19 protein-coding genes are annotated in these 23,656 nt (G+C 68.0%); 11 read left to right on the forward strand and 8 right to left on the reverse strand.

Features of this window, described 5'->3' with window-relative positions; translation table 11 throughout:
• Nucleotides 1-8: 8 nt before the first annotated feature.
• Nucleotides 9-1,070 carry a substrate-binding domain-containing protein gene (locus tag ACGTN6_RS12240; RefSeq protein ID WP_394591896.1) on the forward strand — a complete coding sequence of 354 codons (1,062 nt, stop codon included), beginning with the start codon at nucleotides 9-11 and terminating at the stop codon, nucleotides 1,068-1,070.
• A 56-nt stretch (nucleotides 1,071-1,126) separates the two neighbouring features.
• Here the strand turns inward: ACGTN6_RS12240 and ACGTN6_RS12245 are convergent, their stop codons facing one another.
• Complete coding sequence (locus ACGTN6_RS12245; RefSeq protein WP_394591898.1) at nucleotides 1,127-2,617, reverse strand: Na+/H+ antiporter NhaC family protein; 1,491 nt, start codon at nucleotides 2,615-2,617, stop codon at nucleotides 1,127-1,129.
• Between the two features lie 230 nt (nucleotides 2,618-2,847).
• Nucleotides 2,848-4,224, reverse strand: a complete 1,377-nt coding sequence (locus ACGTN6_RS12250) for a glutamine synthetase family protein (protein ID WP_394591900.1) — start codon at nucleotides 4,222-4,224, stop codon at nucleotides 2,848-2,850.
• Between the two features lie 259 nt (nucleotides 4,225-4,483).
• On the opposite strand from ACGTN6_RS12250, the gene ACGTN6_RS12255 reads away from it, so the two are divergent.
• The 3 genes from ACGTN6_RS12255 to ACGTN6_RS12265 are packed head-to-tail and all read left to right on the forward strand — an operon-like array spanning nucleotide 4,484 to nucleotide 8,210.
• Nucleotides 4,484-5,257 carry a gamma-glutamyl-gamma-aminobutyrate hydrolase family protein gene (locus ACGTN6_RS12255; RefSeq protein ID WP_394591902.1) on the forward strand — a complete coding sequence of 258 codons (774 nt, stop codon included), beginning with the start codon at nucleotides 4,484-4,486 and terminating at the stop codon, nucleotides 5,255-5,257.
• A gap of 41 nt (nucleotides 5,258-5,298) precedes the next feature.
• Nucleotides 5,299-6,702 (forward strand): aspartate aminotransferase family protein, encoded by a 1,404-nt coding sequence (locus tag ACGTN6_RS12260; RefSeq protein ID WP_394591904.1) that lies wholly within the window; start codon nucleotides 5,299-5,301, stop codon nucleotides 6,700-6,702.
• A complete protein-coding gene (locus ACGTN6_RS12265; RefSeq protein ID WP_394591906.1) occupies nucleotides 6,699-8,210 on the forward strand; it encodes an aldehyde dehydrogenase in 1,512 nt (503 codons plus the stop codon). Before ACGTN6_RS12260 ends, ACGTN6_RS12265 begins: the two co-directional genes overlap by 4 nt.
• Nucleotides 8,211-8,309: 99 nt before the next feature.
• On the opposite strand, the gene ACGTN6_RS12270 is transcribed toward ACGTN6_RS12265, so the two are convergent.
• From ACGTN6_RS12270 to gatC, 5 genes are all read right to left on the reverse strand, one after another.
• Nucleotides 8,310-8,519, reverse strand: coding sequence for a tautomerase family protein (locus tag ACGTN6_RS12270; protein WP_183389367.1), 210 nt, complete (start codon nucleotides 8,517-8,519; stop codon nucleotides 8,310-8,312).
• 148 nt (nucleotides 8,520-8,667) lie between these two features.
• Entirely contained in the window at nucleotides 8,668-9,219 is a 552-nt protein-coding gene (locus tag ACGTN6_RS12275) for a cupin domain-containing protein (RefSeq protein WP_394591908.1), read from the reverse strand.
• Nucleotides 9,220-9,271: 52 nt separating this feature from the next.
• Nucleotides 9,272-10,738, reverse strand: coding sequence for an Asp-tRNA(Asn)/Glu-tRNA(Gln) amidotransferase subunit GatB (gatB, locus tag ACGTN6_RS12280; protein ID WP_394591910.1), 1,467 nt, complete (start codon nucleotides 10,736-10,738; stop codon nucleotides 9,272-9,274).
• On the reverse strand, nucleotides 10,738-12,198 hold the full coding sequence (gene gatA, locus ACGTN6_RS12285) for an Asp-tRNA(Asn)/Glu-tRNA(Gln) amidotransferase subunit GatA (RefSeq protein ID WP_394591912.1): 1,461 nt from the start codon (nucleotides 12,196-12,198) through the stop codon (nucleotides 10,738-10,740). The genes gatB and gatA overlap by 1 nt, the downstream gene beginning before the upstream one ends.
• A 51-nt stretch (nucleotides 12,199-12,249) precedes the next feature.
• Nucleotides 12,250-12,537: an Asp-tRNA(Asn)/Glu-tRNA(Gln) amidotransferase subunit GatC gene (gatC, locus tag ACGTN6_RS12290; RefSeq protein ID WP_394591913.1), complete on the reverse strand. Its 288-nt coding sequence runs from the start codon at nucleotides 12,535-12,537 to the stop codon at nucleotides 12,250-12,252.
• A gap of 159 nt (nucleotides 12,538-12,696) precedes the next feature.
• Between gatC and ACGTN6_RS12295 the strand changes: the two genes are divergently transcribed.
• The 7 genes from ACGTN6_RS12295 to tldD all read left to right on the forward strand — a co-directional run bounded on the left by ACGTN6_RS12295 (nucleotide 12,697) and on the right by tldD (nucleotide 22,920).
• Entirely contained in the window at nucleotides 12,697-13,734 is a 1,038-nt protein-coding gene (locus tag ACGTN6_RS12295; protein WP_016854442.1) for a rod shape-determining protein, read from the forward strand.
• A 363-nt stretch (nucleotides 13,735-14,097) separates the two neighbouring features.
• Nucleotides 14,098-14,976 (forward strand): rod shape-determining protein MreC, encoded by an 879-nt coding sequence (gene mreC / locus ACGTN6_RS12300; protein WP_394591916.1) that lies wholly within the window; start codon nucleotides 14,098-14,100, stop codon nucleotides 14,974-14,976.
• Nucleotides 14,976-15,464 carry a rod shape-determining protein MreD gene (mreD, locus tag ACGTN6_RS12305; protein WP_394591918.1) on the forward strand — a complete coding sequence of 163 codons (489 nt, stop codon included), beginning with the start codon at nucleotides 14,976-14,978 and terminating at the stop codon, nucleotides 15,462-15,464. The genes mreC and mreD overlap by 1 nt, the downstream gene beginning before the upstream one ends.
• 14 nt (nucleotides 15,465-15,478) lie before the next feature.
• Complete coding sequence (locus ACGTN6_RS12310) at nucleotides 15,479-16,075, forward strand: Maf family protein (protein WP_394591920.1); 597 nt, start codon at nucleotides 15,479-15,481, stop codon at nucleotides 16,073-16,075.
• 68 nt (nucleotides 16,076-16,143) lie between these two features.
• Nucleotides 16,144-17,607, forward strand: coding sequence for a ribonuclease G (gene rng / locus ACGTN6_RS12315; RefSeq protein ID WP_394591921.1), 1,464 nt, complete (start codon nucleotides 16,144-16,146; stop codon nucleotides 17,605-17,607).
• Nucleotides 17,608-17,611: 4 nt separating this feature from the next.
• The gene (locus ACGTN6_RS12320) at nucleotides 17,612-21,469 is read left to right on the forward strand and encodes a YhdP family phospholipid transporter (protein ID WP_394591923.1); all 3,858 of its coding nucleotides are present in this window, start codon (nucleotides 17,612-17,614) and stop codon (nucleotides 21,467-21,469) included.
• The gene (tldD, locus tag ACGTN6_RS12325; RefSeq protein WP_394591925.1) at nucleotides 21,466-22,920 is read left to right on the forward strand and encodes a metalloprotease TldD; all 1,455 of its coding nucleotides are present in this window, start codon (nucleotides 21,466-21,468) and stop codon (nucleotides 22,918-22,920) included. Before ACGTN6_RS12320 ends, tldD begins: the two co-directional genes overlap by 4 nt.
• 140 nt (nucleotides 22,921-23,060) lie before the next feature.
• On the opposite strand, the gene yjgA is transcribed toward tldD, so the two are convergent.
• Entirely contained in the window at nucleotides 23,061-23,564 is a 504-nt protein-coding gene (gene yjgA / locus ACGTN6_RS12330; RefSeq protein WP_394591926.1) for a ribosome biogenesis factor YjgA, read from the reverse strand.
• Between the last annotated feature and the right edge of the window lie 92 nt (nucleotides 23,565-23,656).

Below are 23,656 nucleotides of genomic sequence, written 5' to 3' on the forward strand. Positions count from 1 at the left end.
TTCTTCACATGAAGCGTATCCGCATCACGCCGGCCTGGTACTTCAGCGACGAGACCGGCAACCAACTCGATCCCAAGCTGTTCGGCCTGCTCGAGGCGGTACACCGGCACGGCAAGCTCACCCGGGCCGCCGAGACCGTCGGCATCTCCTATCGTCATGCCTGGAACCTGCTCAACAAGTGGGGGGAGTTCTTCGGCATTGCGCTGGTCGAGCTGGAGCGGGGCAAGGGGGCGCGGCTTTCGCCGCTGGGCGAGAAGCTGCTGTGGGCCGAACAGCGGGTGATCGCCCGGCTCGGGCCCCAGCTGGAGAGCCTGGGGTCGGAGCTCAACCTGGCCATCCAGCAGACCCTGGAGGGCGTCAGGCCGGTGCTGAGGCTGCATGCCAGCCATGGCTATGCCGTCGAGCTGCTGCCGGAACACCTCGACGAACTGCGCCTCGACCTGCAGTACTGCAGCCCGCGCGAGGCCCTGGCGGCGCTGCATCGCGGCGCCTGCGACCTGGCCGGCTTTCACCTGCCCCACGGAGAGGTCGGCCGCCGGGTCAGCCGGGAGTATCGCGACCTGCTGAAGCCGCGGAGTTATCGCGTCCTGCGCTTTATCACCCGTCGCCAGGGACTGATGGTGGCGCCGGGCAATCCGCTGGGCGTGAAGGGGCTAACGGACCTGGTGCGGGACGAGCTGCGCTTCATCAACCGCCAGGTGGCGTCTGGCACCCGGGCGTTGCTGGACGGGCTGCTCACGGATGCCGGGCTCTCGACGAAGCGGATTCGTGGCTACGAGCTGGAGGAATACACCCATTCGGCGGTGGCGGCCTATGTCGCCGCGGGGATGGCGGATGCGGGCTTCGGCGTGGAGGCGGCGGCGCGGCGCTTCGGCCTCGAGTTCGTGCCGCTGGCGCTGGAGGACTATCTGCTGGTCTGCCACCGTCGCAGCCTGGCCGAGCCGAAGCTCAAGTCGCTGTGCCAGGTGCTGGCCGGGGAGGCCTTTCAGGCGGCGGTGGCCGAGCTGCCGGGCTATTCGCCGGATCGCTGCGGTGAGGTGGAGGGGGTCGAGGCGCTGCTGCCGGACTGAAAAAAGCGCGGCGCCGGGGCGCCGCGCAACGGGAGAGACGAGGCTCTGGACCGGATTCAGGTCAGGGCGTAGCCCAGTGCCAGGAAGCCGGCGGCGGTGACCAGGGCGCCGAGCAGCGCGTAGGGGAACTGGGTCAGGCCGTGCTGCATCGGCAGGCAGCCGCTGCCCTGGGAGGACAGCACCGAGGAGTCGGAGAAGAAACAGGCATGGCTGCCGAAGCTCGAGGCCGACAGCAGGGCGCCCACCACCAGCGGCATCGGCGCGTCCATGTGCTGGGCCATGGGCACTACGATGGGGATCGAGATCACGAACACGCCCCAGGAGGAGCCGGTGGCGAACACCACCACGGCCATGGAAACGAACACCAGGGCGGGCAGCAACGCCGGCGTCAGGTAGGGCGCGAGGGCGTCGATCATGAACTGGGTCATACCGAGCTGGTCGTTGACCTCGCGCAGCACGAAGCCCACGGCGACGATGGCCAGCGGCAGCATCATGGTGCGAAAGCCGTCCATGATGCCGTCCATCAGGCTGGCGAAGGTGGCCAGGCGCTGAACGAGATAGAGCACCAGGGTGAACAGGGTAGCGACCATCACGCCCTTGAGCAGGTCGATCTCGAAGTAGGCGCTGGCGCCGATCAGCACCGCCATGGGGGCTACGAAGTTGAACACGCCGCGCCACGGCGACTGGGTCGGCGTCGTGTCGTCCAGCGCCGCGTCAGGGGCGCCGTCGGGGATCGGCTGGCCGGCTCGGGCGCGAGCTTCGGCGGCCTTCATCGGGCCCAGGTCGGGCAGCTTGCCGCTGGCCACCAGCAGCACCAGGCCCATGGCCACCCAGCCGTAGAGCATGAAGGGGATGGAGGCGATGTAGAGGCCCATGCCCGGTCCCTCGGTGGCGCCGTTGGTCTCCAGCAGCTCGGCGAAGTACACCGCCCAGGTGGAGATCGGCACCAGGATGCAGATCGGCGCCGCGGTGGAATCGACGATGTAGGCCAGCTTCTCGCGGGACACGCCGAAGCGGTCGGTGAGGCGCTTCATGGCCGCCGAGGTGGCCAGGGCGTTGAGATAGTCGTCGATGAAGATCAGCACGCCCAGTGCCGCGGTGCTGAGCATCGACTGGCGACGGGTCTTGACCAGCCGGGTCATGAAGTGGCTGAAGCTCAGGGTGCAACCGGACTTCTCGAGCATGGCGATGAAGCCGCCCATCAGGCCGCAGACCAGGATCAGCCAGGCGATGGTCTCGTTCATCATCACCGACAGCGAGATGTCGGCCAGCTCGCCGACGAAGTCTTCCGGCTGCAGCATGACCAGCCCGGACAGCGCGCCGATGGCCAGTGCCTCCAGGGTGCGATGGGTGGCGATGGCCACCACCAGCACGATCAGCGAGGGCACCAGGCTGGCCCAGCCGAAGTCGCTGCCCGGCTCGTGGGTCAGCGTCAGGACGCCGACCGTGGCCAGCACGGCGAGCACCAGCAGCAAGGTGCGGCCGGTGCCGTCGCGGGCGGGCAGAGAGGGCGAAAAGGGATGTGGCGAGGGTTGGGGGGCACTCATGACGACCTCCGTTTTGGTGTTGTGACGTTGTGGTGTTGTGAGTCGCGGCAGGCCCGGAGGGGCCTCGGGTCGTTGTCGGTGGCCCGGCGCGGGCACGCCGGGGCCCTGGGGAAGCCCTTGGGCTTCCCGCGGTCGATGTTCTCTCGATGGGGTCTGGCGGATGGCCAGACGGAGGACGGCGTTGACGTCCCCGGAGCGGCGTCGGGCCGACCCGGGGCGGCGGTCACGGCCTAGACGTGGCGCAGATACCAGTCGTACTCCAGCTTGCTCACTGCCTGCATGGCCTGGTCGCGCTCGGCGCGGCGGTTGGCGAGGAAGACGTGCAGGAACTCAGGGCCCAGGGCCTCGGTGAGCGCGTCGCTGTCTTCCAGCAGGGTCAGGGCCTGGCTCCAGCTGTTGGTCAGGCTGGGGGCGACCTGATCGTAGGCGTTGCCGGTGATCGCCGCCGGGGGTGTCAACTGCTGGCGCAGCCCGTGGTCGATGGCCGCCAGCAGGGTCGCCACCAGCAGGTAGGGATTGGCGTCCGCGCCGGCGACGCGGTGCTCGAGGCGCCGCGCAACGTTGGGACCGGAGGGGATGCGCACCGCCACCGAGCGGTTGTCGAAGCCCCAGGTCGGTGCCATGGGCACGTAGAGCCCCGGCTGGAAGCGGCGGAAGGAGTTGAGGTTGGGGGCGAACAGCGCCATGGAAGCGGGCATCGTTTCCAGCAGCCCGGCCACCGCGTGCTTGAGCGCCGGGGTGCCCAGCGGGTCGCCGTCCTCGGCGGCGAAGACGTTGTGGCCGCTCTCGTCGAGCAGGCTGATATGCACATGGGTGCCGTTGCCTGCCTCGTCGCCATAGGGCTTGGCCATGAAGGTGGCCTCGAAGCCGTGCTGCAGGGCGACGCCCTTGATCAGACGCTTGAGCAGCACGGCGCTGTCGCAGGCCGCCAGGGCATCGTCGCAGTGGATCAGGTTGATCTCGAACTGCCCCGGTGCGCACTCCTTCAGGGCGGTGTCCAGCGGCAGGGACTGGGCCTCGGCCGCACTGTGGATGTCTTCGAGGAAGTCCGCGTACTCGTCGAGCTCGCTGATCGAGTAGAGCTGGCTGTGGGTGGCGCGCTCGCCGTTGGCCGGTGAACAGGGCGGCTGAGCCATGCCCAGCGCATCCCGCGCACGGTCGACCAGGTAGAACTCAAGCTCCACCGCAATCACCGGATTGAGGCCGCCGCGTCGCAGGCGTTCGAGCACGCCGCTGAGGACCTGGCGCGGATCGATGGGGTAGGGGCTGCCGTCGCTGTCTTCCATGGTCATCAGCAGCTGGGCCTGACGTCCCTGGCGCAGCCAGGGTGTCGTCATCAGGGTGCCCGGCACGGGGCGGCAGACCCGATCGCCGTCGCCGGTGTCCAGCCCCAGGCCGGTGGCCTCTACCGTGTTGCCGAGGATGTCCAGGGCGAACACCGAGGCCGGCAGGTTGACGCCGTTCTCGTAGGCCTTTTCCAGATTGTCGCGGGGGATGCGCTTGCCGCGCATCACGCCGTTGAGGTCGCTGATCAGCAGGTCGATGCTGGCGACGTCGGGGTGACGCGCCAGGAAATCACGGGCTTCGTCGGCGGGGTGAGAGGGCATGATGACACCTGTTTCCTTCGGACGTTGGCATGGCTGTCATCATTGAGGGTGTTCGTATTTGTTGTCAAATTTTTTACGGCCAGGTTGGCATGAAGGGGCGTCTTCAGCTCTGGTTTTTAGAGATTTAGATGTTAAAAATCAGATATTTGGTGTGAGTTATATGGCATCTACATCTTTGGTGGGTTGGCAAGATTAATCAACCGAGTTATGTTGAGCAAACCATAACAACTTCCCTGTCATGCCGTTTGAGGAGGCTGCCATGCAGAGCCGACCCCTGGTGGGAGTGATCGCCTGTCGCCGCGAGGTGGAGGGGCATCCCGCCCATATGGTCACCGACAAGTACCTGAGCGCCCTGCGCGACTATGGGCTCGAGCCGATCATCCTGCCCGTCTGGGAGGATCTCGACGCCGCCGGCGTGACGCCGCTGCTGTCGCGCCTGGACGGCCTGGTGCTGACCGGCAGCTATACCAACGTGGAGCCGGGCCGCTACGGCGCCGAGCGTGCCCCCGAGAATACCCGAGACGATCGCCATCGCGATGCCGCCGCCATGGCCTGGGTGCCGGCGGCGCTGGATCTCGGCCTGCCGCTGCTGGGCATCTGCCGCGGTTTCCAGGAGCTCAACGTGGCCTTCGGCGGCAGCCTCCACCAGGCGGTGCAGGACGTACCCGGCATGCTCGATCACCGCGAGCCGGCGGGTGAGCGGGCGGCACAGTACGCCCCGGTGCACGAACTGTCGATCCGCCCCGGCGGGCGCCTGGCGGCGCTGTATGCCGAGCCCGTGTCGCGGGTCAACTCCTTGCACCAGCAGGGCATCGACCGTCTCGGCGAGGGCCTGACCGCCGAGGCCCAGGCGCCGGACGGACTGGTCGAAGCCATTTCGGTGACCGATGCGCCAGGCTTCACCCTGGCCGTGCAGTGGCACCCCGAGTGGCAGCCTCGTGAGCATCCGCTCTATGACGCCATCTTTCGCGGCTTCGCCGAGGCCTGCCGCGACCATGCGCACGTCGGTGCCTCGACCGCGATCCCGGCCTGATCGGCCGCGCCCCCACCGGCGTGTCATCAAGGAGAATCATCATGCAGACACCGCAATACCAGGCCCGCGACCGTGCCCATCACCTTCATCCGTTCACCGACTTCAAGGCGCTGGGCGAGGAGGGCAGCCGAGTCGTCACCCACGCCGAAGGCGTCTACATCCATGACAGCGAAGGGCATCGGATCCTCGACGGCATGGCCGGGCTGTGGTGCGTGAACCTGGGCTACGGCCGCCGGGAGCTGGTGGAGGCGGCGACGGCCCAGCTCGAGCAGCTGCCCTACTACAACACTTTCTTCAAGACGACCCATCCGCCGGCGCTCAAGCTGGCCGAGAAGCTCTGCGAGCTCGCCCCGGCACACGTCAATCATGTCTTCTTCACCGGCTCGGGCTCCGAGGCCAACGATACGGTGCTGCGAATGGTGCGGCGTTACTGGGCGCTCAAGGGCCGTCCCGGCAAGCGCTGGATCATCGGTCGCGAGAACGGCTACCACGGCTCCACCGTGGCCGGCATGAGCCTCGGCGGCATGGCACCCATGCATGACCAGGGTGGGCCCTGCGTGCCCGAGATCGCCCACGTCGCTCAGCCCTATTGGTTTGGTGAAGGGCGGGGGCGCGACCTGTCGCCGGAGGCCTTCGGCCGCCAGTGCGCCGCGGCGCTGGAAGACAAGATTCTCGAGCTCGGTGAGGAGAACGTCGCCGCCTTCATTGCCGAGCCGGTACAGGGCGCCGGCGGCGCCATCATGCCCCCCGCAAGCTACTGGCCGGCGGTGCAGGAGGTGCTGGCCAAGTACGACATCCTGCTGGTTGCCGACGAAGTGATCTGCGGCTTCGGTCGTCTCGGCGAGTGGTTCGGCAGCCAGCATTTCGGGCTGGAGCCGGACCTGATGCCGATCGCCAAGGGGCTCTCCTCGGGCTATTTGCCGATCGGCGGCGTGCTGGTCGGCGACCGGGTGGCCGATACCCTGATCGAGGAGGGCGGCGAGTTCTTCCACGGCTTCACCTACTCGGGGCATCCCACCTGCGCGGCCGTGGCGCTCAAGAACCTGGAGCTGCTCGAGGCCGAGGGCGTGGTGGATCGCGTGCGCGAGGACCTGGGGCCCTACCTGGCCCGGCGCTGGGCGGAGCTTGCCGAACATCCCATCGTCGGCGAGGCGCGCTCACTGGGCCTGATGGGCGCATTGGAACTGGTCGCCGACAAGGCCGCCGGCACGCGCTTCGACAAGTCGCTGTCCGCCGGCAATCTGTGTCGCGACCTGTGCTTCGAGGCCGGATTGGTGATGCGCTCGGTGGGCGATACCATGATCATCTCGCCGCCCCTGGTGATCACCCACAACGAGATCGACGAGCTGGTGCGCCTGGCCCGCCAGGCGCTCGACGAGACCGCACGGCGCCTGGCCGAACATGTGGTGACCGACGCCGCCCCACGAGAGGAGATTCGCGCATGAGCCCCGCCCCGACGACCCGCGCCGACTGGCAGGCGCTGGCCGCCTCGCTGATCGAGCGAGGCCTCGAGACCCGCGCCTATATCGACGACGCCTTCGTCGACGCCGCCGACGGCGCGACCCTGACCACCATCAATCCGGCCACCGGTGAGGTGCTTGCCGAGGTGGCGAGCTGCGATGCCGCCGACGCCGAGGCGGCGGTATCGGCCGCCCGGCGCGCCTTCGAGGGCAGCGAGTGGTCGCGCCTGGCCCCGGGCCAGCGCAAGGCCGTGCTGCTCAGGCTCGCCGCGCTGATGGAGGCCCACCAGCACGAGCTGGCGCTGCTCGACACCCTGGACATGGGCAAGCCGGTGACGAGCTCGCTGGGCGACATGGCCGGCGCCATCGGCTGCCTGCGCCACCACGCCGAGTCGATCGACAAGCTCTACGGCGAGGTCGCGCCCACCGGCAACGACGCCCTGGGCCTGGTGCTGCGCGAGCCGCTGGGGGTGGTGGCCTCCATCGTGCCGTGGAACTTCCCGCTGATGATGACCGCCTGGAAGATCGCTCCGGCGCTGGCCGCCGGCAACAGCGTCATCTTGAAGCCCTCGGAGAAGTCGCCGCTGTCGGCGCTGCGCCTGGCCAGCCTGGCCCGCGAGGCCGGCCTGCCGCGGGGCGTGTTCCAGGTGCTGCCGGGCTTCGGCCACACCGTGGGCAAGGCGCTGGCGCTGTCGATGGACGTCGACTGCCTGGCCTTCACCGGCTCCACCGGGGTCGGCAAACAGCTGATGCAGTACGCCGGCCAGTCGAACCTCAAGAAGGTGTTCCTGGAGTGCGGCGGCAAGAGCCCGAACCTGGTGTTCGCCGACTGCAAGGATCTGGACAAGGTCGCCGAACACGCCGCCGGGGCGATCTTCCACAACCAGGGCGAGGTGTGCATCGCCGGCTCGCGGCTGCTGGTCGAGAATTCGATCCGCGAGGCCTTCGTCGACAAGGTGCTGGCCGCCGCCGAGCGCATGCAGCCCGGCGACCCGCTGGACCCGAAGAGCTTTATGGGCGCGATCGTCGATGACACCCAGCATGCCCGCATCCTCGAGTACATTCGTCGCGGCGTGGAGGAGGGCGCGACCCTGCGCGCCGGCGGCGAGGCCACCGCGATCGAGGGCAAGGGGCTGTTCATTCCGCCGACGGTGTTCGACGGCGTCACCGACGCCATGGCGATCGGCCGCGAGGAGATCTTCGGCCCGGTGCTGTCGGTGTTCGGCTTCGACAGCGAGGACGAGGCGGTGCGGCTGGCCAACGACAGCGACTACGGCCTGGCGGCCGGGCTGTGGAGCCAGGACATCGACCGCATCATGCGCGTCACGCGCCGGCTGCGCTCGGGGCAGGTGTTCGTCAACAACTGGGCGGACATGGACCAGACGGTGCCCTTCGGCGGCGTCAAGCAGTCGGGCAACGGCCGCGACAAGTCCCACCACTCGCTGGAGGAGTACTCCGATCTGAAGAGCGTATGGATGACCCTGGCGCCCTGACGGGCGCCTGCGACTCGAGCACTGATGGGGAAAGGTTCCCCTCGACTTGCCGGCCACGGCTCGCCGCGGCCGGCTTTTTTGCGCTGGAGGGGCGACCGGTCAGGAGGCTGTTTCCTTGGCGGCACGGCGCTTGGCGACCGACTCGCCGCACAGGCCGAAGTCCTGAATCGCCACGTCGGAGAGTACTACTCGCACGCTCTCCGGCGTGCAGTCGATGCTGTCGACGCAGGCGGCGGTGACCTTCTCGATCAAGGCCTCCTTCTGCTCGGCGCTGCGGCCTTCGATCAGCTGGATGTTGACGATAGGCATGGGCACTCCTCAAATGTCTGGAAAATGTTTCCAAATAGTCCCATCGGCAACGATGGCTGTCAAAGCAGATGCCGGTAGCGAGGAGCGTTGGTGTAGAGAGGCCGGGTAGGGCCGGCCTGTGGCGATGGTTAGGCGCGGCCCGGGAGTGTCAGAAGCTGCGGGCGGGCGTGGCGCAGCTGACCAGTCGGCAGGCGACCTCGCCGACGTTGCGGAAGCGGTGGGGGACGTTGGTGTCGAAGTAGTAGGCCTCGCCGGGGCCAAGCACGCGGGTCTCGGCACCGATGGTGATCTCGATCTCGCCCTCCAGCACCACGCCGGCTTCCTCGCCCTGGTGGGCGATCATCTCGCGGCCGGTGTCGGCGCCCGAAGGATAGGTCTCGACCATGAAGTTGAGCGCCCGGGTCGCCCGGTTGCCGCCCACCAGCTTGTAGATCACGTCGCCGGTGCCCACGTCGGCCAGTTCGTCGGCCGAGTAGAACACCTGGTCGCGGCTCTCCAGGTCCATGGTGAAGAAGTCGCCGACGCTCATGGGAATGGCGTCGAGGATCTTCTTCAGCGAGCTCACCGAGGGGCTGACCTTGCCCTGCTCGATCAGCGACAGGCTGGAGTGGGTGACGCCGCAGCGCTTGGCCAGCTCGCGCTGGGAGATGCCCCTCAGGTTGCGCAGGGCGCGCAGTCGCGCGCCGACATCTTCTGCCATGGGTCGTCCTCTGAAGTCGACGGGGCGAGCCGGTGAGGCCCGCCCGATGTGCTCAGCACAGGGCGTCGAGCTTTTCCTTGAGCAGCTTGTTGACTTGCTGGGGATTGGCGGTGCCGCGCGAGGCCTTCATCACCTGGCCAACGAAGTAGCCGATCATCTTGCCGCGCTTGTCGGGTTCGGCGTCGCGGTACTGGGCCACTTGGGCCGGGCTGTCGGCGATGACCTGATCGATCATCGCCTCGATGGCGCCGGTGTCGGTGACCTGCTTGAGGCCCTTGGCGTCGATGATGGCGTCGGCGCTATTGTTTTCGCTCCCGCCCTCGCCGTTCCACAGCGCCTGGAAGACCTGCTTGGCGGCCTTGCCGTTGATGGTGTCGTCTATCACTCGGACGATGAGGCCGCCGAGCTGGTCTGCCGAGACCGGGCTGTCGGCGATGGCCAGGCCCTCGCGGTTCAGCGCGCCGGACAGCTCGCCCTGGACCCAGTTGGCGGCCTGCTTGGCGTCGCCGCAGACCTCGTGGACCCGTTCGAAGTACTCGGCCATGGCGCGGCTCGCCGAGAGCACGCCGGCGTCGTAGGCGGACAGGCCGAGCTCGCTCTGGAAGCGCTCGCGCTTGGCGGCCGGCAGCTCCGGCAGGTTGCCGCGCAGATGGTCGACGTAGGCCTGGTCGAGCACCACCGGCAGCAGATCGGGGCAGGGGAAGTAACGGTAGTCGTTGGCCTCCTCCTTGGTGCGCATGCTGCGGGTCTCGTCGGCTTCGGGATCGTAGAGGCGAGTTTCCTGGACCACCTTTCCGCCGTCCTCGAGCAGCTCGATCTGGCGCTCTACCTCGAACTCGATGGCGCGCTCGACGAAGCGGAAGGAGTTGACGTTCTTGATTTCGGCGCGAGTGCCGAAGGCCTCCTGGCCCTTTGGGCGCACCGAGACGTTGACGTCGCAGCGCATCGAGCCCTCGGCCATGTTGCCGTCGCTGATGCCGAGATAGGTGACGATGGAGTGGATCGCCTTCAGGTAAGCCGCCGCCTCCTTGGCGCTGCGCATGTCGGGTTCGGAGACGATCTCCAGCAGCGGCGTGCCGGCGCGGTTGAGGTCGATGCCGGTCATGCCGTGGAAGTCCTCATGCAGCGACTTGCCGGCGTCCTCCTCGAGGTGAGCGTGGTGCACGCGGATGCGCTTGCTCTCGCCGTCGTCGAGCAGGATCTCGACCTCGCCCGGGCCGACGATCGGCTCGTACATCTGGCTGGTCTGATAGCCCTTGGGCAGGTCCGGATAGAAGTAGTTCTTGCGGTCGAACACCGAGACCTCGGGGATCTCGGCGTGGATGCCCAGGCCGAACTGTACGGCCATGGCCACCGCTTGCTCGTTGAGCACTGGCAGCACGCCCGGCAGGCCCAGGTCGACGGCGCAGGCCTGGGTGTTGGGCTCGGCGCCGAAGGCAGTGGAGGCGCCGGAGAAGATCTTGGAGCGGGTGGCGAGCTGGACGTGGACCTCCAGCCCGATCACGGTTTCCCATTGCATCAGGCGGTCTCCTCGGCGAGGTCGGGACGGCGCAGGTGCCAGTCGGTGGCCTGCTGGAACTGGTGGGCGACGTTGAGTAGCTGGGCTTCGGCGAAGTGGGTGCCCAGTATCTGCAGGCCTACCGGGCGCCGACCGGCGAAGCCGGCCGGCACGCTGATGCCGGGAATGCCGGCCAGGTTGACGGCGATGGTGTAGATGTCCTGCAGGTACATCGATACCGGATCCTTGTTGGCGCCCAGGTCGAAGGCCGGGGTCGGCGAGGCCGGGCCCATCAGTACGTCGACCTCCTCGAAGGCGTCGAGGAAGTCCTGGCGAATCAGGCGGCGAACCTTCTGCGCCTGCTTGTAATAGGCATCGAAGAAGCCCTCGGAGAGGGTGTGGGTGCCGATCAGGATGCGCCGCTTGACCTCCTCGCCGAAGCCTTCGGCGCGGCTGCGCTTGTAGAGGTCGATCAGGTCGCTCGGATTCTCGCAGCGATGGCCGAAGCGCACGCCGTCGTAGCGCGACAGGTTGGAGGAGGCCTCGGCCGGGGCGATCACATAATACGCCGGGATCGCATAGTGGGTATGCGGCAGGCTGACCTCGCGCACCGTGGCGCCGAGCGATTCATAGACCTTGATCGCCTCGCGCACCGCACTTTCCACCTCGGCGGACAGGCCGTCGCCGAAGTACTCCTTGGGCAGGCCGATCTTGAGGCCGGACAGCGGCGCGTCGAGGCCCTCGACGTAGTCCGGCACGCCGCGCGCCACGCTGGTGGAGTCGCGCAGGTCGTGGCCGGCGATGGCGCTGAGCAGGTGGGCGCAGTCGGAGGCCGAGCGGGCCATGGGCCCGGCCTGGTCGAGGCTCGAGGCGTAGGCCACCATGCCGTAACGGGAGACGCGGCCATAGGTGGGCTTGAGGCCGGTGATCCCGCAGAAGGACGCCGGCTGGCGGATCGAGCCGCCCGTGTCGGTGCCCAATGCCGCCGGCACCAGGCCGGCGGCCACCGCGGCGGCGCTGCCGCCCGAGCTGCCGCCGGGCACGGCGGCGAGATCCCAGGGGTTCTTGACCGGGCCGTAGTGGCTGTTCTCGTTGGAGGAGCCCATGGCGAACTCGTCCATGTTGGTCTTGCCGAGGCTCACGGTGCCGGCGGCGGCGAGCTTCTCGACCACCGTGGCGTCGTAGGGCGCGGTGAAGTTGTCGAGCATCTTCGAGCCGCAGCTGGTCTTCACGCCCTGGGTGCAGAAGATGTCCTTCAGTGCCAGCGGCAAGCCGGTCAGCGGGCCGGCCTCGCCGCGGGCACGGGCGGCGTCGGCGGCATCGGCGGCGGCCAGGGCCTGTTCGCCGGTGACGGTGATAAAGCTGTTGAGGGCGCCGTCATGGCGCTCGATGCGCGCGAGCAGGTGCTCGGTCAGCTCGCGGCTGGAGAACTCGCCGGCGGCCAGGGCGGCGGCGAGTCCGGTCAGTGTCTGGTCGTGCATGGGGCCGGGGCTCCGTGATGACATGTCATTGACGAAGAAAAGAGGAGGCGGTCATTCGACGACCCGCGGCACCAGGTAGAGGCCATTTTCCACCGCTGGCGCACAGCGCTGGAAGGTCTCGCGCTGATCGCCCTCGGTGACCTCGTCGGCGCGCAGGCGCTGGGTGGCGTCCAGCGGATGGGCCAGAGGGTCGACGCCATCGGTGTCGAGCGACTGCAGCTGGTCTACCATCTCCAGGATGCGGCCCAGGTCGTCGAGATAGCGGTCGGCCTCACCCTCGTCCAGGCCGAGTCGGGCCAGATGGGCGGCCCTGAGAACGTCTGCGTGTTCAAGCGCCATGATCGGATGTCCTCGAAAGGGTGGGGGAAAAGACCGCAGAAGGTACCACATTCGCGGCTTGGCGGGCAGGGCCGGTGGCGTGGCGCTTGCCGCCCGTGGGGTGCAGTGATACGGTTTGCCCCCGCACAGGGTTCCCGGTCTGCACTAGGTAACGACTTCATGTTCAAACGTTTGAGGGGGCTGTTTTCCAGCGATCTGTCGATCGACCTGGGGACGGCCAATACGCTGATCTATGTCCGCGGGCGTGGCATCGTGCTCGACGAGCCGTCGGTGGTGGCGATTCGCCAGTCCGGCAACATGCGCAGCGTGGCTGCGGTGGGCGCCGACGCCAAGCGCATGCTCGGTCGCACCCCCGGCAACATCACCGCCATCCGGCCGATGAAGGACGGCGTCATCGCTGACTTCACCGTTACCGAGCAGATGTTGCAGTACTTCATCCGCAAGGTCCATCAGAGTACCTTTTTGACGCCCAGCCCGCGGGTGCTGGTCTGTGTGCCCTGCATGTCGACCCAGGTGGAGCGTCGTGCCATCAAGGAGTCCGCCGAGGGTGCCGGGGCCCGCGAGGTGTTCCTGATCGAGGAGCCGATGGCCGCGGCGATCGGCGCCGGCCTGCCGGTCGAGGAGGCCCAGGGCTCGATGGTCGTCGACATCGGCGGCGGCACCAGCGAGATCGCCATCATCTCGCTCAATGGCGTGGTCTACTCTGAATCCATCCGCGTCGGTGGCGACCGCTTCGATGAGGCGATTATCGCCTACGTGCGCCGCCACTACGGCAGCCTGATCGGTGAGTCCACCGCCGAGCGCATCAAGGAAGAGATCGGCTGCGCCTATCCCGGCGGCGAGCTGCGCGAGATCGACGTGCGTGGCCGCAACCTGGCCGAGGGTATTCCGCGCAGCTTCACCCTGAATTCCCACGAAATCCTCGATGCGCTGCAGGAGACCCTTGGCTCCATCGTCGCTGCCGTGAAGAGCGCGCTCGAGCAGTCGCCCCCCGAGCTGGCCTCCGATATCGCCGAGCGCGGCCTGGTGCTGACCGGCGGCGGTGCGCTGCTGCGCGATCTCGACAAGTTGATTGCCGAGGAGACCGGGTTGCCGGTGGTGGTCGCCGAGGATCCGCTGACCTGCGTGGCCCGCGGCGGCGGCAAGGCACTCGAGATGATCGACCAGCATACGTTCGAGTTGCTCTCCAGCGACTGACCTGGGAAAGCGCTGATTTCATTGCTGCGCTCGATGACCCACAGGGAGGTGGGAAATGCGCAGGTTCGTCAGGAACGAGCCTAACCATCCTGGCCGCTGGCTGTGCCGGCACGACGGCCCGGTCTCATGTGGCAGGCTACATCCGGGCGCTGTGCTCCGGCGGCGGCCAGGCTAGGCGCCAGCCTCTCATCGCTCGCGACATACATCAGCGCTCTCCCGCGGGAACAAGATACGGTGAGGACGGGCGGAGGCCTATCGATGGCCGTGCCAATGCGTCGCGGCATGAGGCCGACGCCGGAAAGAAGATAGGGAGAGGACGCCATCAAACCCCTGTTCTCGCATGGATCGGTGCCGGGCTATCGCATGCTGCTGTGCGCGCTTCTCGCCGGGACCCTGATGTTCGCCGATCTGCGTTTCACGCGCATGGAGCCCGTGCGGGCCCAGCTGTCCACCCTGGTGGCCCCCATCCAGTGGTTGGTCAGCCTGCCAAGCGATGCCCTCAACTGGGCGGCTCTGGCGTTCTCGGACCAGCGCGAACTGCTGGACGAGAATCGCCAGCTGCGCGAACAGATCCTGACGCTCTCGCACCGGGTTCAGCGCATGGCCAGCCTGACCGCCGAGAACGTTCGGCTGCGCGAGCTGCTCGATGCCGCTCGCGAGCGTGATATCCCCTACATCACCGCTGAGCTGCTGTCGCTGGATCCGGATCCCTTCAGTCATCGCATGGTGATCGATCGCGGTCGTCGTGACGGCGTGTTCGTCGGACAGCCGGTGATGGATGCCGCGGGGCTGGTGGGTCAGGTGACCTCGGTGTCGGCCTATGCCAGCCGAGTGCTGCTGGTGGCCGACGCCAGTCATGCGTTGCCGATCCAGGTCAACCGTAACGGCCTGCGCTTCATCATTCAGGGTACCGGCCAGTACGACACCCTGAGCGTCCTGCACGTGCCCGATACCGCCGATATTCGTGAGGGCGACCTGCTGTTGACCTCAGGGTTGGCGGGCCGCTTCCCGGCGGGTTACCCGGTGGCGCGGGTCACCGCCGTGGTGCACGACCCGGGCGAACCCTTCGCACGGGTTGACGCTCGTCCGGTGGCCCAGCTGCAGCGTGCTCGCCACTTCCTGCTGCTGTTCCCGCCGGAACCGCCCGAGGCCCTGGGGCGCGGCGGCTGGCAAGTGCCGCTCGATCCAATCGCGATCGAGGCCGCCCGGCAGGTGATTGGGCCCGTCGAGGAGGACGACTGATGGCGACACGTTACGAGGCGAGCCTGCCCTGGATCTGGCTGACTCTGCTGCTGGCGCTGTGCTTGCAAGTGATGCCCCTGGCGGACGGCTGGCAGATCTGGCGGCCGGACTGGCTGGGCCTGATGCTGATCTACTGGTGCATGAAGGTGCCGCAGCGTGTCGGGGTCTTCCACGGCTTCGTGCTGGGGGTCCTGCTGGATCTCCTTCAAGGTGCACCGCTCGGGCAAAACGCTCTGCTGTTATCGTTGCTGGCCTTCCTGTGCGCGCTGGTCTATCCCCGTTTCCGGGCTTACTCGCTGTTCCAGCAGGCGGTATTGATTCTAGTGCTGTTGGGCACGGTGCAGTTAGTGGAACAGTGGCTCAGGACTCTGCTGGGCCCTTTCGCGATTCATCTCTCCTTCCTGCTGCCCTCGGTGATCGGGGCGCTACTGTGGCCCTGGCTGACCACCCTGTTCAGCGTCTTTCGGCGCCGCCCTGCCAAGAACTGAGTCCGGAGGCCCGCATGTTGCATGAAACGAGTGACACACCGCTGATCCGCCTGGCCTCCGTCTCGCCGCGTCGCCGCGAGCTGCTGGCGTCGATAGGCGTGCCGGTCGAAGTGCACCCGGTGGAGATCGACGAGACGCCGTGCCCCGGTGAGGCGCCCGAGGCCTATGTGCTGCGCCTGGCCGAGGAGAAGGCGCGGGCCGGTGCGGTGGGCGCGAGGCTGCCGACGCTGGGTTCCGACACCGCCGTGGTGTGCGATGGCGCGATCCTCGGCAAGCCGCGCGACCGTGATCACGCCGCCGCCATGCTGCGCTCGCTGTCCGGTCGCGCTCATCGGGTGTTGACGGCGGTGGCGGTCGTCGGGCCGGCCGGTATGTTGAGCGTCTGCGTGCCCACCCAGGTGGCGCTGCGCGTGATCGAAGACGCCGAAATCGCCGCCTACTGGGCGACCGGAGAGCCTGCCGACAAGGCCGGTGGCTATGCGATCCAGGGGCGCGCGGCAATCTTCGTGTCAGGCCTCGAGGGCAGTCATTCGGCGGTGGTCGGGCTGCCGCTGTTCGAGACTGCAGCGCTGTTGACTCGCCAGGGCGTGCCCCTGTGGTCCGAGAGCTGAGCAACGAGTCACGCTAAGTCAGGGCTATGTCATAATGCCACGAGTTTCCTCTGGACAAGGATTTCCGCATGAGCGGTGAAGTACTGATCAACCTGACCCCGATGGAGACCCGCGTCGCCGTGGTAGAGAACGGCGTGCTGCAGGAGGCCTTCATCGAGCGGGCCAGACGCCGCGGTATCGTCGGCAATATCTACAAGGGCAAGGTGGTCCGCGTGCTGCCGGGCATGCAGGCCGCCTTCGTCGACATCGGCCTGGAGCGGGCCGCCTTCATCCATGCTCATGAGGTGATGCCGCCGGGCACCCCGGCCGACGAACAGGTTTCCATCGCTCAACTGCTTCATGAGGGGCAGTCGCTGGTGGTGCAGGTCACCAAGGACCCGATCGGCTCCAAGGGCGCGCGTTTGACCACCCATCTCTCGGTGCCGTCGCGTTATCTGGTCTACATGCCCGACTCACCGCACAACGGGGTGTCCCAGCGCATCGAGGACGAGCGCGAACGTGAGCGACTGCGCGAACTCATCGAGACCGCCCAGGCCGAGCAGACCATCGAGATCACCGGCGGCTTCATCGTGCGCACCGCTGCCGAAGGGGTGAGCCAGGAGGAGCTGGCCGGTGACATGTACTTCCTGCTGCGGCTGTGGCGCAAGGTCAGCGAGCGCAAGGTGACGGCTTCGGCCCCCAGCGTGATCTATGACGACCTGCCACTGTTCATGCGCACCCTGCGCGACGTGATGCGCGACGACATCGAGAAGGTGCGCATCGATTCCAGGGAGAACCACGTCAAGCTGCTCGAGTTCGCTGAGGAGTTCATGCCCGCGGCAGTGGAGCGCATCGAGCACTACGCCGGCGAGCGACCGATCTTCGACCTGTTCAGCGTCGAGGACGAGATCCAGAAGGCGTTGGGGCGCAAGGTGCAGCTCAAGTCCGGCGGCTACCTGGTCATCGATCCTACCGAGGCGATGACCACTATCGACGTCAATACCGGTGGCTACGTGGGGCATCGCAATCTCGAGGAAACCATCTTCAAGACCAACCTCGAGGCCGCCACCGCCATCGCTCGTCAGCTGCGGCTGCGCAACCTTGGCGGCATCATCATCATCGATTTCATCGACATGGAAGACCCGGAGCACCAGCGCCAGGTGCTGCGGATGCTGGAAAAGTCGCTGGAACGCGACCATGCCAAGACCAAGTGCACCGGGATCACCGAACTGGGCCTGGTGCAGGTGACGCGAAAGCGCACCCGGGAGAGTCTGGAACAGACGCTGTGCGAGGCCTGCCCGTCCTGCCACGGCCGTGGAACCCTCAAGACGCCTGAGTCGGTGTGCTATGAGATCTTCCGCGAGATCCTGCGCGAGGAACGTGCCTACAACGCCGAGACCTACACGGTGCTGGCCGCCCAGTCGGTGGTCGATCGGCTGCTCGATGAGGAGTCCGCGGCGGTGGCCGACCTGGAGGAATTCATCGGCAAGACCATTCGCTTCCAGGTCGAATCCCACTATTCCCAGGAGCAGTACGACATCGTGCTGATGTGAGCCCATGTCGCCGATCCGCCTGGTTATCCGCTGGTCCCTGACGCTGCTGGCGGCGGCGCTCACCCTGGTGGCGCTGCTGACGCTGGTGCTGCGACTGCTGCTCGGCCAGGCCGACCAGCTTACGCCGCGCCTGGAGGCGCTGCTGTCGGCGCGTTTTGACGCCGCGGTAAGTCTCGACGGTATCGACGGCAAACTGGCCGGTCTCGATCCCGAGCTCGAGATGTATGGTCTGTCGCTGCGGGCGGGCCCTGACGGTGGCGAGCGTCCGCTGCTCGAGCTGAGCGGCGCCAGGCTGAGGCTCGATGCCGCCGCCAGCCTGCGCGACGGCATGCCGGTGGTGGCCGATGCGCGGCTGTCCGGCCTTACCCTGCACCTCTATCAGGCTGAGGACGGCCGATGGCGCTGGCCGGAGCCCGCCGACGTTCCCCCCGAGCTGATCCCCGACAGCGAATTCGATCTCGCGCGCCTGGACTTCTGGGTCGGCGTGCTGCTCCGCCAGCGCGCTTGGGCCGAGGATCTCGAGGTCGTGCTTCATGGCCGCGAGCGCCAGGCGGTGCTCGAGGCACCGCAGCTGCTGATGGTCGGCGATGCGCGCCGTACCCATCTTGAAGGGCAGATGCGCCTGCGCGGTCGCCCCGGCGAAGCCGCCACGGTGGTCATGGAACTGGTGCCGGGCGAAGGCGGGCTCGACGACTTCGGCGCTGCCTTGCAGGCGAACATGAGCCTCGACAGTCTCACCGGCCTGTCATCGCTGTTTGGCGTCGAGGCGCTGCCGGACTTCGCCGACATGGAGGGTACCGCTCGACTCTGGGGGCGCTGGACCCACGGCCGACTGGCCGATGCGCGGCTCGATGTCAGCGCCCCGCGCGTGGCCCTTCGCCAGGCCCAGGATGCTGCCGAGGCGCCCGGCATCGTGCTAGAAGATGCCACGCTGCGTGGCCAGTGGCGTCGCGAAGCGGGCGCCGACGACTGGCAGGCCTGGATACATGGGGATGCGAGCAAGGTGGCCGGCCCCGAGGCCTCGGCCGGCGGGCGCCCCTTGCCGCGTGACTGGTACCTGGAGGGTGACGCGCGCGACTGGTGGCTCACCACCGGGCCTTTCGACCTCGCCGCCCTGGCGGCCTGGCGGACGCGCCTGCCGTTGCCCGAGGCACTGGATCGCAGCCTGGCGTCGCTCGCGCCGAGAGGGCGAGTGAATGCCATGGGGCTCGGCTATCGGGAGGGCGAATGGCGCGCACGCGTCAGTGCCAGCCAGGTGGTCGTCGATCCCTGGCAGCAGGCGCCGGGCGGCGGGCCGCTGGATCTGTGGCTCGAGGCCGACGGCAATCACGGGCGGGTGCGCTTCGTCGGCGGCGATGGTACCGAGCTGGCCTTTCCGCAGATTTTCGAGGCGCCGATGTCGCTTTCGCATGCCGGCGGCGAAGTGAGCTGGGGGTATGAAGGCCCGCGCAGCTTCGTCAGCGGCCAGGGGCTTGCGGTCGGCTGGCGCGGCGCCGAGGTGACGGGAGGTTTTGGCCTCTCGATGGGTGGCCCTCAGCGCGGTGGCTTCGGCCTGACGTTGGACTTCCGTGAGGTGGATGCCCGCTCGCGACCGCTGACCGACTGGTTGCCCATGGTGCTGCTGCGCGAGGAGACGCCGGAGCTTGCCGACTGGTTGGCCGGCGGTTTGGCTGGGCGGGTGCCGCAAGGATCGTTGCGGCTTCATGCGCCGCTGCGCCAGTCCGAGGGGGAGCTGCCGGCCGTCGAGCCGACGCTGAACCTGGACCTGGCGGTAGAGGAGGGGCGGCTGCCCTTTGCCGATGGCTGGCCGGCACTGGATGGCGTGACCGGTTACTTGAAGCTGCGCGACGATACGCTCAGCGCAGAGGTGGATCGCGCCGAGAGCCTCGGCGTCCTGACCCGCGACGCCGAGGTGCAACTGAAAGGCGAGCAACTGTCGGTGAAAGGGCCGCTCGAGGCCGATGCAGCGGCGCTGTCGCGCTATCTGGCCGCCTTGCCGGTCGACGGCATCGAAGCGGCCGAGGACTGGCAGGGTGAAGGCCGCCTCGATGCCGACCTCGACCTGGCGCTGTCGCTGGATGATCCCGAGTCGCTGCGTCTCGATATCGAGGGCGATACCGACCTGTCTCGCCTGACGCACGGGCCCAGCGGGCTGACCCTTCGTGACCTAGCAGGGCCGTTGGCCTGGCACCAGCACGGGGAAGAAGGGGCGCTCGAAGGTCGCCTCGAGGGGCGCCTGCTCGGCGGCCCCATCCGGGCCGAGCTGGCCACCGGCGAAGGTCGCGTCGACCTCTCGGGCACCGCCCAGGCCGAGGCGCTCACCGAGCTGGGGGCGCCGGCCGGCGCCGGTGAACTGCTGTCCGGACGGCTCGACTGGCAGGGCGATGTCGACATGAAGGCTGACTCGCCGACGCTCAACCTACGTAGCAATCTCAATGGCCTGGCCATTGGTTTGCCGTCGCCGCTGGGCAAGGCGGCGGGTGCGTCCCGTGACCTGCGCTTGCGCTTTGCGCTTGGCGAGGCTGGCGCCTGGTCGGGCCGTTTGAGCAATGCCCTGGGCTGGCGCTGGCGCCCCGAGCGCGGTGGCCAGGGGCAAGCCTGGTTGGGGCGCGAGGCGCCCACGACCTGGCCGAGCGAGCCCGGCTGGTCGCTGCAGGCTTACCTGCCGCGCCTGGTGGTAGCGGACTGGGGGCGCGCCCTGGCGCCGCTGGCCCAGGGAGTGGGTAAGGAGGCGTCGGGGGCCGGCGGCGCGATCGCGCATCTGACCCTGGATACCGACTGCGTGAGCGTCGACGATCATTGCCTGGGCTCGTTGATCGCCGAAGGCGAACCGGTGGCCGGCGGCTGGCAGCTGGCGCTGGATGGCAGCCTGCTGGCCGGCCGCCTCGAGTATCGGCCGGACCTGGCGCGTCCCCTCGACCTGTCGCTGTCCAGCCTGCGCCTCGATGGACTGCTGCCGGCCGATACCGAGGCCTCCGAGGGCGGTGGACGGCTGCTCGACGAGCTTGAGGTGCCGCCGACGCCGGCCGTCATCCCGGGTTCGCTCGGCAAGCTGCCGGCGGGGCGGCTGAGCATCGACGAGCTGCGCTATCAGGGCCGGCCCTTCGGCCCGCTGAACGCCCAGTGGCGTGCCGAGCCGGATCGACTGGTGATCGATCCGCTGGCGTTGACTCTGGGCGAGATCGAGGCCCGCGGCAACTTGATCTGGGAGGCCACCGGCCCCGAGGCCAGCCTGACCCGGGCGCGGCTGGACGTCGACGGCCGCGATTTGGGCACTGCCCTGGAGGCGCTCGGCCAGCCGGTGGCCATTCGCAACGCCGAGACGCGGGTCGACGGCCAGCTGGCCTGGCCCGGCGCGCCCTGGCAGTTCGCCCTGGCGCGCTCCCGAGGCAACCTGGAGGTGGCATTGCGCGATGGCCGCTTCGTCAACCTGGAGTCGCCCTCGGCGCGGGTGGTCGGCCTGCTCAACGTGGACAACCTGCTGCGCCGCCTGACCCTGGATTTCTCCGACGTCACCGGGCAGGGCACCGCCTTCGATCGTGTCAACGGCGATGCGACCCTGTATGGTGGGATATTGGAGACGCGAGGGCCGGTGGAGATCGACGGCCCGGCCACTCGCTTCACCCTGGAGGGCAGCGTCGACCTGGCGCGGCGAGAACTCGACCAGCGTCTCGGCGTCACACTTCCGGTGAGCAACAATCTGCCGCTGGCGGCGGTGATCGCCGGGGCGCCGGTAGTCGGCGGGGCGCTGTTCATTGCCGACAAGCTGTTCGGTGATGCCCTCGACCGCGTGACCCGAATTCACTATCGCGTGGAGGGGCCATGGGCCTCACCGCGCATTGCTCTGGAAAGTGCCGAATGACATCACATACGCAACCCCTGCTCGATCAGGCCGCCGAGGCGCTGCTGACGCCCGGCGGGCTCGATCTCGATGCCCTGGACGCCGGCCTCGGCCACGCCATGGGCGCCGGCATCGACTATGCCGACCTGTACTTCCAGCGCAGCTGGCATGAGGGCTGGGTGCTGGAGGACGGTGAGGTCAAGGAGGCCAGTTACAACATCGACGGCGGCGTCGGCGTGCGCTCCCTGGCCGGCGAGAAGACCGGCTTCGCCTACTCCAATCAGATCACCATGGACGCCCTGGCCGAGACCGGCCGCACCGCCGCCGGCATCGTGCGTAGCGGCAAGCGCCTGTCGATCGCCCCCCAGGTGCTGGCGGCGCCAACGGCTCGCTATGTGGGGGTCGATCCGCTCGCTGGTCTCTCGGCCGATGACAAGGTCGCCATGCTCAAGCAGGCTGACCGCGTCGCCCGGGCTGCCGACCCCTCGGTGAGCCAGGTCAGCGCCTCGCTGACCGGTGTCTATGAAGTGGTACTGGTGCGCGCCAGCGACGGCACTCTGGCGGCCGACGTGCGCCCGCTGGTGCGCTTCAACGTCAGCGTCATCGCGGTGCGCGACGGCCGTCGCGAGCGCGGCAGCGCCGGCGGGGGTGGCCGCTATCCGATGTCCCGGCTGCGTGACGAGAATGTCGCCGAGCGCTTCGCCAAGGAGGCGGTGCGCCAGGCGCTGGTCAATCTTGACGCCGTGGACGCCCCGGCCGGCCAGATGCCAGTGGTGCTGGGCGCCGGCTGGCCGGGCATCCTGCTCCACGAGGCGGTGGGCCACGGCCTGGAGGGCGACTTCAACCGCAAGGGCAGCTCGGCCTTCGCCGGTCGCATGGGGCAGCGCGTGGCGGCCCCTGGCGTGACCGTGGTCGACGATGGCACCCTGGCCGACCGGCGTGGCTCGCTGTCCGTCGATGACGAGGGCACGGCTACCCAGTGCACCCCCCTGATCGAGGATGGCATCCTCACCGGCTACATGCAGGACAAGCTCAACGCCCGGCTGATGGGCATGGCGCCGACCGGCAACGCGCGTCGCGAGTCCTTCGCCCATCTGCCGATGCCGCGCATGACCAACACCTACATGCGCGCCGGCCAGGACGACCCCGCCGACATCATCAAAAGTGTCACCCGCGGCCTCTACGCGGTGAGCTTCGGCGGCGGCCAGGTGGATATCACTTCGGGCAAGTTCGTGTTTTCGGCCAGCGAGGCCTATTTGATCGAAGACGGTCGCATCACCGCCCCGGTCAAGGGCGCTACCTTGATCGGCAACGGGCCGGAGGCCATGGGCCAGGTGTCGATGATCGGCCACGACCTGGAGCTGGATACCGGCATCGGCGTGTGCGGCAAGGAAGGACAGGGCGTGCCGGTGGGCGTCGGCCAGCCGACGCTGAAGCTGGATGAGCTGACCGTGGGGGGCACCCAGTCCTGAAGCTGGAAGCTGGAAGCTGGAAGCTGGAAGCTGGAAGAGCGCCGCTTCGCGGCTGGAAGCTGGAAGAGAAACCCTAGCTTCGGGCTTCGGGCAGCCAGTCTTGATTTATGCTCGCAGCCCGAGGCCCGTGGCTCGCCGCCTCAGAGTTCTGCGGTCTCGCGGATCAGCTTGAACAGCCGGCGGGCGTTGGTCGGCGACTTGTCCTGGGCGCGCTCGCGGCGGGCGTTGCGGATCAGCTGACGCAGGGCCTGGCGGTCGACGTCGGGGAACTCGGCGATGAAGGCTTCGAGGGCGTCGTCCTCCTCGATGAGGCGGTCGCGCCACTGTTCCAGGCGATGGAAGGCGTGGTCCCGGCGCAGCTGCTCGCGGTCCATCTCGTCGAACACCGCCTGGATGCCCTCGAGGTCTTCACGACGCATTAGCTTGCCGACGTACTGCATGTGGCGGCGGCGGGCCTCACGGGCGCGGATGCGGCCGGTCTCCTCGATCGCCGCCAGCAGGTCGTCGGAGAGGGGGAAGCGGGCGCGTTCGGCCTCGCGCATGGCGATCAGCCGTTCGCCGAGTTCCTGGAGGGCGTGCATTTCACGCTTGAGCTGCGACTTGCTGGGCCGTTCGTCGGCTGAAGAGACATCATCCTGGGTCATGTGGCGTCCTGAATTCTGAACATCGGGGCGTGGGAATGGGCCCAGTATACCAGCCCGTCGCGGCGGGCTGGCCAAACGACCATGTTGTGTAT

The organism is Halomonas sp. B23F22_20 (assembly GCF_043496985.1).
In the GTDB taxonomy this organism is placed as follows: Bacteria; Pseudomonadota; Gammaproteobacteria; order Pseudomonadales; family Halomonadaceae; genus Halomonas.

Coding starts and splice junctions, on each gene's coding strand:
- ACGTN6_RS12240 (WP_394591896.1), top strand. CDS start 9: ATGAAGCGTATCCGCATCACGCCGGCCTGGTACTTCAGCGACGAGACC.
- ACGTN6_RS12245 (WP_394591898.1), bottom strand. CDS start 2,617: ATGAGTGCCCCCCAACCCTCGCCACATCCCTTTTCGCCCTCTCTGCCC.
- ACGTN6_RS12250 (WP_394591900.1), bottom strand. CDS start 4,224: ATGCCCTCTCACCCCGCCGACGAAGCCCGTGATTTCCTGGCGCGTCAC.
- ACGTN6_RS12255 (WP_394591902.1), top strand. CDS start 4,484: ATGCAGAGCCGACCCCTGGTGGGAGTGATCGCCTGTCGCCGCGAGGTG.
- ACGTN6_RS12260 (WP_394591904.1), top strand. CDS start 5,299: ATGCAGACACCGCAATACCAGGCCCGCGACCGTGCCCATCACCTTCAT.
- ACGTN6_RS12265 (WP_394591906.1), top strand. CDS start 6,699: ATGAGCCCCGCCCCGACGACCCGCGCCGACTGGCAGGCGCTGGCCGCC.
- ACGTN6_RS12270 (WP_183389367.1), bottom strand. CDS start 8,519: ATGCCTATCGTCAACATCCAGCTGATCGAAGGCCGCAGCGCCGAGCAG.
- ACGTN6_RS12275 (WP_394591908.1), bottom strand. CDS start 9,219: ATGGCAGAAGATGTCGGCGCGCGACTGCGCGCCCTGCGCAACCTGAGG.
- gatB (WP_394591910.1), bottom strand. CDS start 10,738: ATGCAATGGGAAACCGTGATCGGGCTGGAGGTCCACGTCCAGCTCGCC.
- gatA (WP_394591912.1), bottom strand. CDS start 12,198: ATGCACGACCAGACACTGACCGGACTCGCCGCCGCCCTGGCCGCCGGC.
- gatC (WP_394591913.1), bottom strand. CDS start 12,537: ATGGCGCTTGAACACGCAGACGTTCTCAGGGCCGCCCATCTGGCCCGA.
- ACGTN6_RS12295 (WP_016854442.1), top strand. CDS start 12,697: ATGTTCAAACGTTTGAGGGGGCTGTTTTCCAGCGATCTGTCGATCGAC.
- mreC (WP_394591916.1), top strand. CDS start 14,098: ATGCTGCTGTGCGCGCTTCTCGCCGGGACCCTGATGTTCGCCGATCTG.
- mreD (WP_394591918.1), top strand. CDS start 14,976: ATGGCGACACGTTACGAGGCGAGCCTGCCCTGGATCTGGCTGACTCTG.
- ACGTN6_RS12310 (WP_394591920.1), top strand. CDS start 15,479: ATGTTGCATGAAACGAGTGACACACCGCTGATCCGCCTGGCCTCCGTC.
- rng (WP_394591921.1), top strand. CDS start 16,144: ATGAGCGGTGAAGTACTGATCAACCTGACCCCGATGGAGACCCGCGTC.
- ACGTN6_RS12320 (WP_394591923.1), top strand. CDS start 17,612: ATGTCGCCGATCCGCCTGGTTATCCGCTGGTCCCTGACGCTGCTGGCG.
- tldD (WP_394591925.1), top strand. CDS start 21,466: ATGACATCACATACGCAACCCCTGCTCGATCAGGCCGCCGAGGCGCTG.
- yjgA (WP_394591926.1), bottom strand. CDS start 23,564: ATGACCCAGGATGATGTCTCTTCAGCCGACGAACGGCCCAGCAAGTCG.